This is a genomic window from Caballeronia sp. INDeC2 (assembly GCF_023631325.1).
Taxonomy (GTDB): Bacteria; Pseudomonadota; Gammaproteobacteria; order Burkholderiales; family Burkholderiaceae; genus Caballeronia.
Genome location: NZ_JALQDG010000003.1, coordinates 371,837 through 385,438, shown reverse-complemented (window position 1 = coordinate 385,438; position 13,602 = coordinate 371,837). Strand labels below are relative to the sequence as shown.

11 protein-coding genes and 1 tRNA gene are annotated in these 13,602 nt (G+C 62.0%); 6 read left to right on the top strand and 6 right to left on the bottom strand.

Features of this window, described 5'->3' with window-relative positions; translation table 11 throughout:
* From NCS28_RS03430 to NCS28_RS03415, 4 genes are all read right to left on the bottom strand, one after another.
* Entirely contained in the window at window positions 1-1,017 is a 1,017-nt protein-coding gene (locus NCS28_RS03430; protein WP_250512475.1) for a flippase-like domain-containing protein, read from the bottom strand.
* Complete coding sequence (locus NCS28_RS03425; RefSeq protein ID WP_250512474.1) at window positions 1,014-1,826, bottom strand: HalD/BesD family halogenase; 813 nt, start codon at window positions 1,824-1,826, stop codon at window positions 1,014-1,016. Before NCS28_RS03425 ends, NCS28_RS03430 begins: the two co-directional genes overlap by 4 nt.
* Window positions 1,823-2,521: a CDP-alcohol phosphatidyltransferase family protein gene (locus NCS28_RS03420; protein ID WP_250512473.1), complete on the bottom strand. Its 699-nt coding sequence runs from the start codon at window positions 2,519-2,521 to the stop codon at window positions 1,823-1,825. Before NCS28_RS03420 ends, NCS28_RS03425 begins: the two co-directional genes overlap by 4 nt.
* 209 nt (window positions 2,522-2,730) lie before the next feature.
* Window positions 2,731-3,447 (bottom strand): DUF4136 domain-containing protein, encoded by a 717-nt coding sequence (locus tag NCS28_RS03415; RefSeq protein ID WP_250513048.1) that lies wholly within the window; start codon window positions 3,445-3,447, stop codon window positions 2,731-2,733.
* A 221-nt stretch (window positions 3,448-3,668) separates the two neighbouring features.
* On the opposite strand from NCS28_RS03415, the gene pepN reads away from it, so the two are divergent.
* From pepN to NCS28_RS03390, 5 genes are all read left to right on the top strand, one after another.
* Complete coding sequence (gene pepN, locus NCS28_RS03410) at window positions 3,669-6,386, top strand: aminopeptidase N (protein ID WP_250512472.1); 2,718 nt, start codon at window positions 3,669-3,671, stop codon at window positions 6,384-6,386.
* Window positions 6,387-6,501: 115 nt separating this feature from the next.
* Window positions 6,502-7,521 (top strand): class 1 fructose-bisphosphatase, encoded by a 1,020-nt coding sequence (locus NCS28_RS03405; protein ID WP_250512471.1) that lies wholly within the window; start codon window positions 6,502-6,504, stop codon window positions 7,519-7,521.
* Between the two features lie 53 nt (window positions 7,522-7,574).
* A tRNA-Thr gene (locus NCS28_RS03400) sits at window positions 7,575-7,650 on the top strand.
* A gap of 635 nt (window positions 7,651-8,285) precedes the next feature.
* Window positions 8,286-8,435, top strand: coding sequence for a hypothetical protein (locus NCS28_RS03395; protein ID WP_250512470.1), 150 nt, complete (start codon window positions 8,286-8,288; stop codon window positions 8,433-8,435).
* Window positions 8,436-8,647: 212 nt separating this feature from the next.
* Complete coding sequence (locus NCS28_RS03390) at window positions 8,648-9,250, top strand: chorismate mutase (RefSeq protein ID WP_250512469.1); 603 nt, start codon at window positions 8,648-8,650, stop codon at window positions 9,248-9,250.
* Between the two features lie 7 nt (window positions 9,251-9,257).
* Here NCS28_RS03390 and NCS28_RS03385 read toward each other — a convergent pair whose 3' ends face one another.
* The gene (locus tag NCS28_RS03385; protein WP_250512468.1) at window positions 9,258-10,403 is read right to left on the bottom strand and encodes an exonuclease domain-containing protein; all 1,146 of its coding nucleotides are present in this window, start codon (window positions 10,401-10,403) and stop codon (window positions 9,258-9,260) included.
* A 1,379-nt stretch (window positions 10,404-11,782) separates the two neighbouring features.
* Here NCS28_RS03385 and NCS28_RS03380 point away from each other — a divergent pair.
* Complete coding sequence (locus NCS28_RS03380; RefSeq protein ID WP_250512467.1) at window positions 11,783-12,925, top strand: porin; 1,143 nt, start codon at window positions 11,783-11,785, stop codon at window positions 12,923-12,925.
* A 75-nt stretch (window positions 12,926-13,000) separates the two neighbouring features.
* Here NCS28_RS03380 and greB read toward each other — a convergent pair whose 3' ends face one another.
* The gene (gene greB / locus NCS28_RS03375; RefSeq protein ID WP_250512466.1) at window positions 13,001-13,552 is read right to left on the bottom strand and encodes a transcription elongation factor GreB; all 552 of its coding nucleotides are present in this window, start codon (window positions 13,550-13,552) and stop codon (window positions 13,001-13,003) included.
* Between the last annotated feature and the right edge of the window lie 50 nt (window positions 13,553-13,602).

The window sequence follows — 13,602 nt, the reverse complement described above, 5'->3', positions numbered from 1 at the left end:
TCAGTCGATGTCCGGCACGCGCGCGAGACGGCGGCGCTGCCAGCCTTTTTCAACGTAATGCAGATAGACGATGCCCGGCACGCCGAGCAGCAGTTCGCGCGCGCGCTTGGCGAGCGACAGCGCGAGCGCCGCCTCGGGCGGCAAGCCGATCAGACGTGCGAGCAGCAGATAGCCGCCTTCCTGCACGCCGAGCGAGCCGGGAATCGCGAAGGCCGCGCCGCGGATCGCCTGGCCGAGACTTTCCAGCAGCAGCGCTTCCGCGAGGCCGACCGGATGGCCGAGCAGATGCAGCGCGAGCCACACTTCGCCCGTGCCGACGATCCAGCCGACGAAACTCAAACCGAAGCTCGACGCCACCTTGCCGCGCTCGCGATACATCTCGTGGACGGCGGCATCGACGGCTTCGGCGCGCGTGACGAGCGAGGACCAGTCGCGCTTGGCCGAGAACTTCGCGGCGATGCCCGACGCGAAGCGCATTGCGCGGCCGAAGAGACCGCGACGCTGCGCGAGATAGAAACCGAAGATCATGAGACCGATCACGCCGATGACCGCGAGCACGGCGATCGTCACGGTCGACGACGAGCCGCCCGTCGCATAGCCCGTCAGCAGAACGACGCCGATCAGCGCGAAGATCAGTTGCGCGACGGTCTGCATCGTCGTGCTGACGGTGATGACCGCGGCCGCGTCGCGCGCGCGCATACCGCGTTGCGCAAGATAGCGGACCATCAGCATCGGCCCGCCGATCTGGCCCGCGGGCATCAGGCTGTTCACCGATTCACCGGCCCAGCGCGCGAGCAACGCGTCGAGCACGGTGACGTCGCGCTGACGATCGGCGAAGAGCACGCTGATCGCGCCGGCATCGACGACGAGCGGCACGAAGTGAAAGGCCGCGACCGCGAGCAGCCCCCAGCCCGCCGCGGCCAGCGTCGATGCGACCGAACCGAAGCCTTGCCAGCCGAGCAGCGCGATGAACAGCACCACGCCGACCGACAGCAGGAATGTGCCCGCGCGGCTCATGCCAGTCCGTTCTTGCCGCTCTTGCGGCGAAAGACCTGCTTGAACCCGAAATACGCGATCGAGTCCTTCATGTTCGAGATGAAGCGCTGGAACGGCCGCATGTTGGGGTTCGTTACGTACTCGAACGTGAGCGACACGCGCATTTCGTTTTCGCCGAGCGGCGTGACGCGATGGCGCAGCTTGTCGCCGTCGAAGAACACGAACGCGCCGGGCGGATACTGCACCGAGCCCGGCTGATCCGGAATGCCGGGCGTCTTCGTGTGCAGTTCGTAGTCGAGCTTGCAGGAAGAATCGTCGATCACGCCGAGCAGGAGCGTGTAGCGGCGGCCGTCGTAGTACGAAGTGTCGTAATGCCAGCCGATGTGGTCGCCCGGACGCGTGTAGAAATACAGCGCGTAGGCGTGCGGATCGTCTTCCGGCGAGAGTTGCAGCTTGTCGCCGGTGATGGTTTCAAGCCACTTGATGAGCGCGTCCGAACGATACAGATCCGCGATGAACGGCGCGAGCTTGTCGAGCGTATGGCGGCTCACGCTGCCGCCCGCCTTGTGACCCGGCAGATAGTTGCGGTTCACGGACGGCATCACGTCATGCACGGCGGCAATCAGCCGCTCCGTGTAGTCGCGCGGCAGGAAGTCTTCGATATAGAGAAACGAGCCTTGTTGGCCGTATTCGTCGCGCAGCTTCGACGTGTGCAGCGTGGCGAGCCGCGCGTTCAGGGTCGAATCGATGTCGCGCTTCGACGGGCGTGTAGCCGTCGCCGCATGCGCGGGTTGCGTCAGCGTGTTTTCCGGAGTTGCCGTATCGCTCATCTCACCGCCTGGAAATCTTTGTCGTCTTTTGCGTGGGTGGCCTGCGCGCGGCGCTTCAGCTGCGAACTCACGCGCTGATAGTCCACCGCCACATAAATGGCGAAGAGCGGCGCGCCGATCGCAGCCGCGATCAGAAACGGCGTCATGCCGTTCAGGATGGTCACGACCGGCAACAGGTACAGCACGTCCTCGGTTTCGAAACCGGCCATCGACGCCTGCTTCGTGCCGGACTTTCCGACCATCGACTCGATGCGCATGCGCAGGAAGAAGATCAGCGCGACCGCCACGCCCGCGATGCCGCCGAGCCATTGCGCGGGCACGATCATCGACGGGTGATGCACGGCGACGTAAAAGCCGATGCCGAGGAACAGCAGCACGGTCACGAGCGCGTCGCACGCGAGGTCGTAGAAGTGGCCGATCTTGCTCGACTGTCCGCTGATGCGCGCGAGTTCGCCATCGGTGTGATCGACGAGATTCGACAGCGCGATGAGCAGCGCGCCGAGCGTGCACATCCAGAATTGACCGAGCGACAAATAATACGCCCCGGCCAGGCCGATGGCGAGGCGAAGCGTGGTCAGATGGTTGGGCGTTACCGGAGTGCCGACGAGCGGCGTGACGAGGCGGCGTGCGAGCCGCGCATCCCATGTGGTGGGCGCGGGAACGGTTTTAGCATCGGGCGGACACGATTTTGTCATCCCGGAAATATATCGCTAATTCGCCGAAGCTGCATATATTGCGGCCCGGCGTCGCGGCGATAATTCCCTGTTTAGACAAGGCCGGCGGGCGTTTTTTAAACTGATGCCGAAGCAGTGAAGGGAATCGCGCCCGGCTCATCGCGGAAAAAAATTCCGACGCAATTTTCGCGGCGATGCGACGGCGCGTGGCCGTCGCATCGTCTTCCCGATCAATCGACGGTCTTGGCCGCGGGTGCGGGCGCCACAGCGCGTTCGTTCGACACGGCCGCCGCGGTTTCGTTGGAGAAGCCGCCGTTCTTGTCGACCGGCAGTGTCACCGTGCGCACCGTGCCGTTGCCGAGCGGGAAATCCGCGAGCGCGCTTCGCACGAGGTAAGGCATCGCCTGATAGAGCGACGCGTCGCCGGTCGAGTTGACCGCCGTCACCTTGTAGGTCTCGCGGCCGGTCTTGCGATCGTTCATGCGGATCTGCAGCGCGTGGATATAGACCGGATAGCTCTGGTCGACATAACCGGTCGCGCCCCACGCCCCGTACGGACCCCACGCGCCCCACGGACCGCCCCAGAACGGACCGCCCCAGGCGCCGTACATCGGCCACGGATCGTAGTAGACCGGCTGGCGCACGGTCATCATGTCGCCGCGAACCGAATAGGCGAGCGCGACCTGATAATTCGCGCTCGCCTCGGGGACCTGCCGGAAGTTGTACTTCGAGAGCTCGTTCGCGACGAGCGTCTCGTAGGTCGTCTGTTCGATGCTGTTCTGCTGCTCGCCCTTGCGCGTGAACGCGTACGTGCGCGTCGTGTCGCTGCCGCTCCAGTCGGAGAAGGCGGTCACCTGCGTCTGGACGTAGGTGGTGCAGCCCGCGAGCCACATCGCGGCCAATATCGGCGCCGCCCATCTGGCGAACGTCTTCATCGGGAAATTCATGGTCATCCTCACTTCGTTCGGCACCCTTCTCAGTTATAGACAGCACCGCCGCGACTCGCACGGCGGCGTCCTGTTTTGTGGGTTCCACGACGCGTTACGTCGCCCGATTCACGATCCCCGGACGGCTTGTACAATGGTTCGACCAGGCGCGCACGCGTGGGTGCTCGACAGCGCACCCATTCGACGCCCGCGCCGTTCAATCCAAACATGAAGATCTTGCCATGTCTACCACGAACGCATCCGCTGTGATTCGCCGCGAGGACTACACGCCGCCCGCTTTTCTGATCGACTCCGTCGCGCTCGAGTTCGATCTCGTGCCGGCGCGCACGGTCGTGAAGAACACGATGAAGCTGCGCCGCAACCCCGACGCCCGAAGCGATGCGTCGCACCTCGAATTGATGGGCGAGCAGCTCGAATTCGTGAGCGCGGCGATCGACGGCGTCACGCACGCGGATGTCCGTGTCCATGAGAACGGACTGTCCATCGGCAATATTCCATCGGATGCTTTCGAGCTTAGCATCGAGAGCATCTGCAATCCGGCGGAGAACACGACGCTCTCCGGACTTTATGTCTCCAGCGGCAACTTCTTCACGCAGTGCGAAGCGGAAGGCTTTCGCCGCATCACTTATTTCCTCGATCGCCCCGACGTGATGGCCACCTACGTCGTCACGCTGCGCGCCGACAAGACCGCGTATCCGGTGCTGCTGTCGAACGGCAATCTGATCGAGGAAGGCGATCTGCCCGATGGCCGCCACTTCGCGAAATGGGAGGACCCGTTCAAGAAGCCGAGCTATCTCTTCGCGCTCGTCGCGGGCAAGCTCGTGTGCATCGAGGAGCGCATCCGGTCGGGATCGGGCAAGGAGAAGCTACTGCAGGTCTGGGTCGAGCCGCAGGATCTCGACAAGACCCGCCACGCGATGGACTCGCTCATCAATTCGATCCGCTGGGACGAAAAGCGCTTCGGGCTGGAACTGGATCTGGACCGCTTCATGATCGTCGCGGTGAGCGACTTCAACATGGGCGCGATGGAAAACAAGGGGCTCAACATCTTCAATACGAAGTATGTGCTGGCGAACCCCGAAACCGCGACAGACACGGATTTCTCGAACATCGAGGCCGTGGTCGGCCACGAGTACTTCCACAACTGGACGGGCAACCGCGTGACCTGCCGCGACTGGTTCCAGCTCAGCCTGAAGGAAGGCCTGACGGTGTTCCGCGATCAGGAATTCTCCGCCGACATGGCCGCAGGCGATGCCGAAGGCGCGGCGAGCGCGGCGGCGCGCGCGACCAAGCGCATCGAAGACGTGCGCGTGCTGCGTCAAATGCAGTTCGCAGAGGACGCCGGCCCGATGGCGCATCCTGTGCGCCCGGAAAGCTACGTCGAGATCAACAACTTCTACACGATGACCGTCTACGAGAAAGGCTCGGAAGTCGTGCGGATGTATCAGACGCTCTTCGGCCGCGACGGCTTCCGGCGCGGCATGGATCTCTATTTCCAGCGCTTCGACGGCCAGGCCGTGACCTGTGACGACTTCCGTCAGGCGCTCGCCGACGCCAATCATCGCGATCTCGCGCAGTTCGAGCGCTGGTACAGCCAGGCGGGCACGCCGCGCGTGGCGGTCCGTGCGAGCTACGACGCGGCGAACAAGCGCTACACGCTGACGCTCACGCAAGGTTACGGCGATGGTTCGGAAGCGGCGCGCGAGACGCAGAAAGGCCCGCTCCTGATTCCGTTCTCGGTCGGGCTGATCGGTCAGAACGGCGCGGATCTGCCGCTGCGTCTCGAAGGCGAGAAGGAGCCGAACGGCACGACGCGGGTGCTCGAATTCACGGAGCGCGAGCAGTCCTTCACGTTCGTCGACGTGAACGAGACGCCGCTGCCGTCGCTGCTGCGCAATTTTTCGGCGCCGGTGATCGTCGAATACGACTATACGAACGATGAACTCGCGTTCCTGCTCGCGCACGACAGCGATCCGTTCAACCGCTGGGAAGCCGGCCAGCGTCTCGCCACGCGCGAGCTGCTCGCGCTGGCCGAGCGCGCGGCCAGGGGCGAGGCGCTTGCCATCGACGATCAGGTGATCGCGGCGTTCGCCCGCGTGCTCGACGACACCACGCTCACGCCCGCCTTCCGCGAGCTCGCGTTGATGTTGCCGTCGGAAAGCTATCTCGCCGAGCAGATGGCCGTGTCCGATCCGGCCGCCGTGCACGCGGCGCGCGTCTTCATGAGCCGCCGTCTCGCGTCGCAATTGCGCGACAAGTGGCTCGCGGCGTATGAAGCAAACCGCACGCCGGGTGAATATCGCCCGCTGCCGGAAGATGCCGGCAAGCGCGGCCTGAAGAATCTCTCGCTCGCGTATCTCAGCCAGCTCGACGATCCGCGCGAAGCCGTGCAGCTCGCGCAGGCGCAATACGATGCCGCCAATAACATGACGGATCGCTCGGCGGCCCTCGCGGCGCTCTTGCTCGCGAGCGCGACGAAGGGTGCGGATGCGACCGTCGCGGATACGGCGCTTGAGGACTTTTATCGGCGTTTCGAGAACGAGGCGCTCGTCATCGACAAGTGGTTCGCGCTTCAGGCGACGCAGCGCGGCGGCCCGGATCGCAAGGTGATCGAGATCGTGCGCAAGCTGATGCAGCATCAGGCGTTCAACATCAAGAACCCGAATCGCGCGCGCTCGCTGATCTTCAGCTTCTGCAGCGGCAACCCGGCGCAGTTCCACGCCGCCGACGGTTCCGGCTATGCGTTCTGGGCCGAACAGGTGATCGCGCTCGACACGCTCAATCCGCAGGTCGCGGCGCGCCTCGCACGCGGCCTCGAACTGTGGCGACGCTTCACGCCGCGCTTGCGTGAGAAGATGCACGCGGCGCTGAGCGAAGTCGCATCGAAGGCGAAATCGCGCGACGTGCGCGAGGTCGTCGAAAAGGCGCTCGCGGCTTGATGGCTGTTTAGCGACCGCCGCGTGAAGTTTGTGCGCGGCGGTCGCTGTCACATGGGGCGGCCGGGTCGAGCGGTTAGAATCGTGATTATTCGTCTAACGCTCACGGAGCCCTAGCATGTCCTCCATCTCCAGCCGCACCACGCTGTCGAAATATCTCATCGAACAGCAGCGCGAACATCAAAACCTGCCGGCCGATCTGCGTCTCCTGATCGAAGTCGTTGCGCGCGCGTGCAAGCAGATCAGCTATCACGTGAGCAAGGGCGCGCTCGGCGAGGCGCTCGGCTCGGCGGGCAGCGAGAACGTTCAGGGCGAGGTGCAGAAGAAGCTCGACGTGCTCTCGAACGAAATCCTGCTCGAAGCCAATGAATGGGGCGGCAACCTGGCCGCGATGGCATCGGAAGAAATGGAAAAGATCTTCCCGATCCCGAATCGCTATCCGAAGGGCAATTATCTGCTGACGTTCGATCCGCTCGACGGTTCGTCGAATATCGACGTCAATGTGTCGATCGGCACGATCTTTTCGGTGCTGCGTTGCCCGGACGGCGTCGAGCCGACCGAAGAGGCGTTCATGCAGCCGGGCTCGCAGCAGGTCGCGGCGGGTTATGCGGTGTACGGTCCGCAGACGGTGCTCGTGCTGACGACGGGCCACGGCGTGAACTGCTTCACGCTCGATCGCGAACTCGGTTCGTGGGTGCTCACGCAGCGCGACATGACGATCCCCTTCGAGACGCGCGAGTACGCGATCAACGCGTCGAACACGCGGCACTGGTACGAGCCGGTGCAGCGTTACGTCGACGAACTGAACGCCGGAAAGGACGGCGCGCGCAAGGAAGACTTCAACATGCGCTGGATCGCATCGATGGTCGCGGACGTGCACCGCATCCTGAATCGCGGCGGCATTTTCATGTACCCGGCCGACAAGCGCGATCCGTCGAAGCCCGGCAAGCTGCGCCTGATGTACGAAGCGAACCCGATGGCGTTCATCGTCGAACAGGCCGGCGGCGCGGCGACCAACGGCGAGCAACGCATCCTCGATATCGTTCCGACAAGCCTGCATCAGCGCGTGGCCGTGTTCCTCGGCTCGAAAAGCGAGGTCGACCGTGTGACCCGCTACCATATCGAAAAGAAAAATTGATTCAGGGTATTGCCAAAACGAGAATGTGCTCGCTATAATCTTGTTTCTCTGATGCCGGAATAGCTCAGACGGTAGAGCAGCGCATTCGTAATGCGAAGGTCGGGGGTTCGATTCCTCTTTCCGGCACCATCAAGATTCAGCAGCATCAAAAAACCCGCGATTACGCAAGTGATCGCGGGTTTTTGCTTTTGTGCCTTGTGCCTTGTGCCACCGCCTGACCAGTGGTTAAGCGCAGCCTTTCACGATCTTGCAACGAACGTTGAGTTCGTACACGGGATTGCGAACTGACTCCAAATCAGCTTCAGCAATTTCACGAGCCGCCGCTGCGCGCACCTGATTTGCCTTATATGTGCGCTTTCGTACAACAACGAGCCATTTTCCGCTCCGCACCATCAAGCGTCAACGCTGGTTTCCCGGTATCGTTATATCCATAGAGGAAAAGCTACAGTTTAAGTACGCAATGGCAGCTTCGCACCAAAGTCACGCTGGGCGCGGCTTCGCGAGATGCCATCGGCAATCGTCAAAACTGTAGTTTTTGCAGCAAAATGGATTTCGGCCGGCAAGTAGTTACCGCTGCTGGACCGAACCGAACGAACGATCATGCGTCGATCAATGCGTCGCGCCAATTTCGCTCAAGCCGAAGCGGTTGCGATCCGATAACGCATCTAGAGAGAGAAGCGTATTTGAATTTCGGCCGCATGCGGCAGTGCAAAAGTCGCATCGGCCAGTTGGCGCAATTGTTGTAGTCATTGAGGAGAGAAATCATGGACGCAAAACCGACCAAAATTCCGACGCCCGATACGGTGCATTGTCCGGATAAGGAGCCGGTTGGCGTCGAGTTTCTCGCGACGGAGCTGCCCGAGCATGTGCGCGCGTTCTTCGATGAACAGCGCAATTCGGCGCAGTCCAAGTAGGCGGACATACTGGATCACGCCGTCGTCGTGAGAACGACGCCCGCCGCGTGCGGCGCATTCGGACCGTCCGGTCCGTACATGGCGCAGGCCAGGATGCGTCGCGTCCCTCGTTCATGACCTCACTCGGGCGAGTCGTGCGGTGCGGCTCGCCTCGTTCCGGTTTGAGCACGGTGCGCTATTCTGGCGTTCTCTCGCGCTTTTATCCGATACCGATGCGCCGTCGCTCGAACTCATCTCTCCTCGCCTCCGTCGCTTTCGCCTGCGTGCTCGCGCTTGCCGCGCCCACATCCGCGCACGCGGATGGCGACGATACTCCGTTCACCAACCTCATCGCCCTGGTCTCGCAACGGCTCGCGCTTGCGGAGCCCGTCGCGCGCTGGAAGTGGGCCCGTCACGAGCCGATCACCGATTCGCCGCGCGAAGAAGCGTTGCTCAAGCACGTCGAGGATAAGGCGTCGGCCGCGCAAGTCGATCCTGAATTCGCGCGACAGTTCTTCCGCGATCAGATCGAAGCCAGCAAGGATGTGCAGAACGCGCTCTTCGCGAACTGGCGCGCGCTGAAGGCTGCGCCGGAAGCATCGCCGCCCGATCTCGCGACCGACACGCGACCGAAGCTGGATCGCCTCACGCAGTCGCTCATGTCGGCGCTCGCGCATGTCGAGCCGATTCGTCACGCGGAGGACTGCCCCGTGCGACTCGCCGAGAGCGTCGCGCGATGGAAGCATTTGACGCGCTACAACTCGTCGATGAACGCGCCGCTCATGCGCGCGCTGTCGCACGTCTGCGCGTCGGGCGGCGTGGGCGCGGTCGGCTGATCGCGCGTCAGACCGTGGACGCGAGCGTTCCGCAGCCGAGCGGCGTCACGGCGAGCCCGCGCGCGATTCGCTCGCTCAGGATGCGATACGTCGACAGTTCGAACGCGGGCGAATCGGCGCTCGCGTGCAGCGCACCGGCCTGCCCGAGCGCGCTGGCGGTGCCGAGATAGCACCAGTTGTCGATGACATGCCACGCGCGTTGCCCCGATGCCGCATCGCGCTCCTCGATCGCGATCGCGCCTGCGTACGGCCACGGCGCGCCGCGGACATCGCCCGGACGCGACTTCGGCGCACGATTGTGCGCCGGACGCGCACTCGCTATCCATTGCGCTTCGGCCAGCAGCGCGCCGATTTCGCCGCCCGTCCCCCTCCATTCGAGGCGTCGCACGAGCGCGGCCAGACGCAGATCTTTCGCCGAACGTCGCGGGCCGACGAGATGCGAGCGCACGCGCTGGCGCAACCGCACGCTTCTGCCCGCGTAGAGCGGCGCGTCGTCGTCGCCATAGAACATGTAGACGCCGCAGCCTGCGGCGATCTGCTCGATCGTATCTTCGTCGATGTGCGCCGCGAGCTGGAACCGGCGCGTCACGCGATCGAGGTGCGCGCGCATGACATCCGGCGCGTTCGCGCGATGCAGGTGTTGCCAGAATTGCCAGAGCAGGTCGGCGTCGGCCAATGCGCGGTGCCGCGCCGAGGGCACGAGCATGTGGCGCTCGACGAGCGCATCGAGACCGTGACGGCTTTCCGCCGGATACACCGCGCGGGACAGTTGCACGGTGCAGAGCACGTCCGGCGCGAAGCGAAGACCCATGCGCCTGAACTCGCCCTTGAGGAAGCCGTGGTCGAAGTGCGCGTTATGCGCGACGAAGAGACGGCCGTTCAAGCGATCGAGCAGACCGGACGCGAGTTGCTCGAACGTGGGGGCGTCGCGCACCATCGCGTCGGTGATGCCGGTCAACTGCTGCACGAACGCGGGAATCGGCTTTTGCGGATTGACGAGCGATGTCCATTGCGAGACGCCCGACGGCCCGGCCTCCACGATGCCGATCTCAGTGATACGGTCGACGCCAAACGTGGCGCCGGTCGTTTCGAGATCGACGAATACGATGGGCTCGGAGGGAAAGGCAAGGCTTGCGGACAGATCGTGATGCATCGTGGACGGCGGAGGCGGCTTTCGTGAACGCTCGCGTGGAGCGTTGGCTGGGTTGCTCATTCTAACGCAGCGTGGGATTGCGGGCTCCGCTGACAAAAGTCGCGGTCCTTGGGATTATTTCCGCGTTTTGTGAATTCAGTGAGACGAAGCGTCACGGCGAAAATCTCGCTTTCGTTTATTAAGCCCGTGCTGACTTCACATCATCGCAATAGCGGATAACCCGTAATCGCATTCCCCGATTAACAGAAATTGATTTCATCTTCACGTTGAGTTTGTCCGTAAGGGGTGCTCGCGCCTTCGTCCACGACCGCGTGACCGGATGTGCTTGCCCGTCGCGCGGCGCGCCGCCCGGTGTGGCCCGCCGCGCGCCCGCTTGGGCGGGTGAATCTCCTTTTATCTCTCATTAGAATGAAATCGTTTTATTGAAATCAAAGAGCGCTTTCGGAAGCGGAAAATATAATAAATTTTCGGCGATACCCATTCCCGACAAACGCGATATTTTCAGAACTCTTGAGCAATGCGCTCACATAGAAAACGAGATTTCCATTCAAACTGCAACTAGATGATCCGATTTTTTAACTGTCTTGCCCGATTCTCCAACATTAAGCAACATGAAACTAAGTCATGATGTGAATGTAATGGCGGCGGACCTACGATGGCCCATTTCAATCGATTCGCTCAATGGTTGAACTAGCTCGCCCCGCCATCGACAGAGAATGCTTCATCGCTCGATTTCGGTCCTGCATGGATGGCGACCTCTGGCAAAAGCTGCGCTCATTGCCAATGGACGCAATACACCACGTGATGGAGGCTGGGCGACCCCGCGCGACGGCGATTTCGTTGCGGAGGAAGACGCCCCGAGGCGCTAGCGGAACAGGGCAAAAAAAAGCGCGACCGGGAAGTCGCGCTGACAAAGTTTGGAGATCTTTTTCCGTCAACGAAAAAGTCTGCTTCGGAAAGCAGAAATGACAGTATAGCGATGCAGCCCGCATTAATTACCTGCAAAAGACGCAAACTTCTGTTTCAAATATCTCAACAATCGAATTGCAGAATTTTTCGTTATTTTCCGGCGCGATTCATGTCGCGCATCCGCAACGTCATTCGGTTGACACCTGCGCCCTTACGACTTTATTCGTCGATAAATCATTGTATATAAAGAAAAATGTTCGCCGAATAGATCATTGCCGCATCAACAATGGTTTATTGCGGAAATTGGGAGGTCCCTTCTGTAACACCGTCTTTACACTTCGTCTGGTCCGGAAACAAATGTGTCGCACCGCCGGCGCATTGCTCCTCCGCCCGCGCCTCTCGCAGCGCGTCGGAGCGAGGTTTCCTCAAAGCCTGGGTCCCCGGCCCAATCTGCTCTCGGAGTTACAAAGATGAAAAAGACTCTCATGGTCGCCGCCCTGACGGGCGTTTTTGCTACCGCCGCCCATGCGCAAAGCAGCGTCACGCTGTACGGCCTGATCGATGCGGGCATCACCTACACGAACAACCAGCAAGGCCACAGCAACTGGAAGGCGACGAGCGGTTCCGTCAACGGCAGCCGTTGGGGCCTGCGTGGTTCCGAGGACCTCGGTGGCGGCCTGAAGGCGATCTTCACGTTGGAAAACGGCTTCAACATCATGAACGGCACGAATGGCCAGGGTGGTCGCGAGTTCGGTCGTCAGGCATTTGTCGGTCTGTCGAGCAACCAGTTCGGCGCCGTGACGCTCGGCCGTCAATATGACTCCGTGGTCGACTTCCTCGGGCCGCTGGCTCTGACGGGCACGCAATACGGCGGCACGCAGTTCGCCCACCCGTTCGACAACGACAACCTCGACAACACGTTCCGCGTCAACAACTCGGTCAAGTACACGAGCGCGAACTACGCCGGCTTCAAGCTGGGCGCGATGTACGGCTTCTCGAACGAAGCAGGCGGCTTCGCGGACAACCGCGCATACAGCGTCGGCGCATCGTACAACTACGGTCCGTTGAACGTGGCAGCCGCGTACATGCAGCTGAACAACGTCGGCTCGCCGACGAACAACGTCAACGGCGCGATCACGACCGACAACACGCCGTTCGTCGCTGGCCGTCAGCGCATCTTCGGCGGTGGCCTGAGCTACGCGTTCGGCCCGGCGACTGTTGGCTTCGTGTTCACGCAAACGATGCTGGACAACGCTTCGTCGATCACCAACGTCGGCTCGCAAGGCGCTGGCTCGATCAACCTGACCGACGGTCACGTTCGCTTCACGAACTACGAAGTCAACGGCCGTTACAACCTGACGCCGGCTCTGTCGCTCGCGGGTGCGTACACCTACACGGACAGCCGTATCGATGGCGAAAAGCCGAAGTTCCACCAGTTCAGCCTGCAAACGGCATACGCGCTGTCCAAGCGTACCGACGTGTACCTGCAAGGCGAATACCAGCACATGACCGACCAGGACGGCCTGCCGATCGGTGCTGTGATCAACGGTGTGGGCATGTCGTCGAACGGCAACCAGGTTTCGGCTACGGTCGGCGTGCGTCACCGCTTCTAAGCTTCACAAGCAGTTTAGTTGTAGAAAAGCCGCTCTTCGGAGCGGCTTTTTTTTGGTCCGTGCGATAACTTTCGATCAATCCGGATATCGCACATCCAGAATATCGATTTGTTGCACGCCCGCCGGCGTATGCAGCGCGACCGTGTCGCCCGTCTTCGCCTTCAACAGCGCCCGCGCGACCGGCGAGATCCAGCTCACATAGCCGATGTCCAGATTCACCTCATCGACACCCACGATCGTCACCGTCTTTACATCGCCGTCTTCGCCTGCGTAGTCCACCGTCGCGCCGAAGAACACCTGATCGACGTTCTCTTGCTTGCTGCTGTCCACCACTTCCGCGAGATCCAGACGCTTCGTCAGAAAGCGGATGCGGCGGTCGATTTCGCGCAGCCGCCGCTTGCCGTAGATATAGTCGCCGTTCTCCGAGCGATCCCCGTTGGACGCGGCCCAGGAAACGAGCTTGACCACTTCCGGGCGGTCGGTGTCCAGAAGCTGCAGAAGTTCGTCACGCAGCCGTTTGTGGCCCGCCGGCGTGATGTAATTCTTCGTGCCCGCCGGGACGTCCGGATGGCCGAGTTCGAGGTCGTCGTCGGTGTCGTCCGACTCTTTGACAAATGCCTTGTTCATGATGCTGGTCGATGCCGAATGATGTCGAATTCCATGAGGACTTGCTTTCC

Bases quoted from the DNA above. Each gene is read 5' to 3' on its own strand.
- NCS28_RS03430 (WP_250512475.1), bottom strand. From the start codon at position 1,017: ATGAGCCGCGCGGGCACATTCCTGCTGTCGGTCGGCGTGGTGCTGTTC.
- NCS28_RS03425 (WP_250512474.1), bottom strand. From the start codon at position 1,826: ATGAGCGATACGGCAACTCCGGAAAACACGCTGACGCAACCCGCGCAT.
- NCS28_RS03420 (WP_250512473.1), bottom strand. From the start codon at position 2,521: ATGACAAAATCGTGTCCGCCCGATGCTAAAACCGTTCCCGCGCCCACC.
- NCS28_RS03415 (WP_250513048.1), bottom strand. From the start codon at position 3,447: ATGAATTTCCCGATGAAGACGTTCGCCAGATGGGCGGCGCCGATATTG.
- pepN (WP_250512472.1), top strand. From the start codon at position 3,669: ATGTCTACCACGAACGCATCCGCTGTGATTCGCCGCGAGGACTACACG.
- NCS28_RS03405 (WP_250512471.1), top strand. From the start codon at position 6,502: ATGTCCTCCATCTCCAGCCGCACCACGCTGTCGAAATATCTCATCGAA.
- NCS28_RS03395 (WP_250512470.1), top strand. From the start codon at position 8,286: ATGGACGCAAAACCGACCAAAATTCCGACGCCCGATACGGTGCATTGT.
- NCS28_RS03390 (WP_250512469.1), top strand. From the start codon at position 8,648: ATGCGCCGTCGCTCGAACTCATCTCTCCTCGCCTCCGTCGCTTTCGCC.
- NCS28_RS03385 (WP_250512468.1), bottom strand. From the start codon at position 10,403: ATGCATCACGATCTGTCCGCAAGCCTTGCCTTTCCCTCCGAGCCCATC.
- NCS28_RS03380 (WP_250512467.1), top strand. From the start codon at position 11,783: ATGAAAAAGACTCTCATGGTCGCCGCCCTGACGGGCGTTTTTGCTACC.
- greB (WP_250512466.1), bottom strand. From the start codon at position 13,552: ATGAACAAGGCATTTGTCAAAGAGTCGGACGACACCGACGACGACCTC.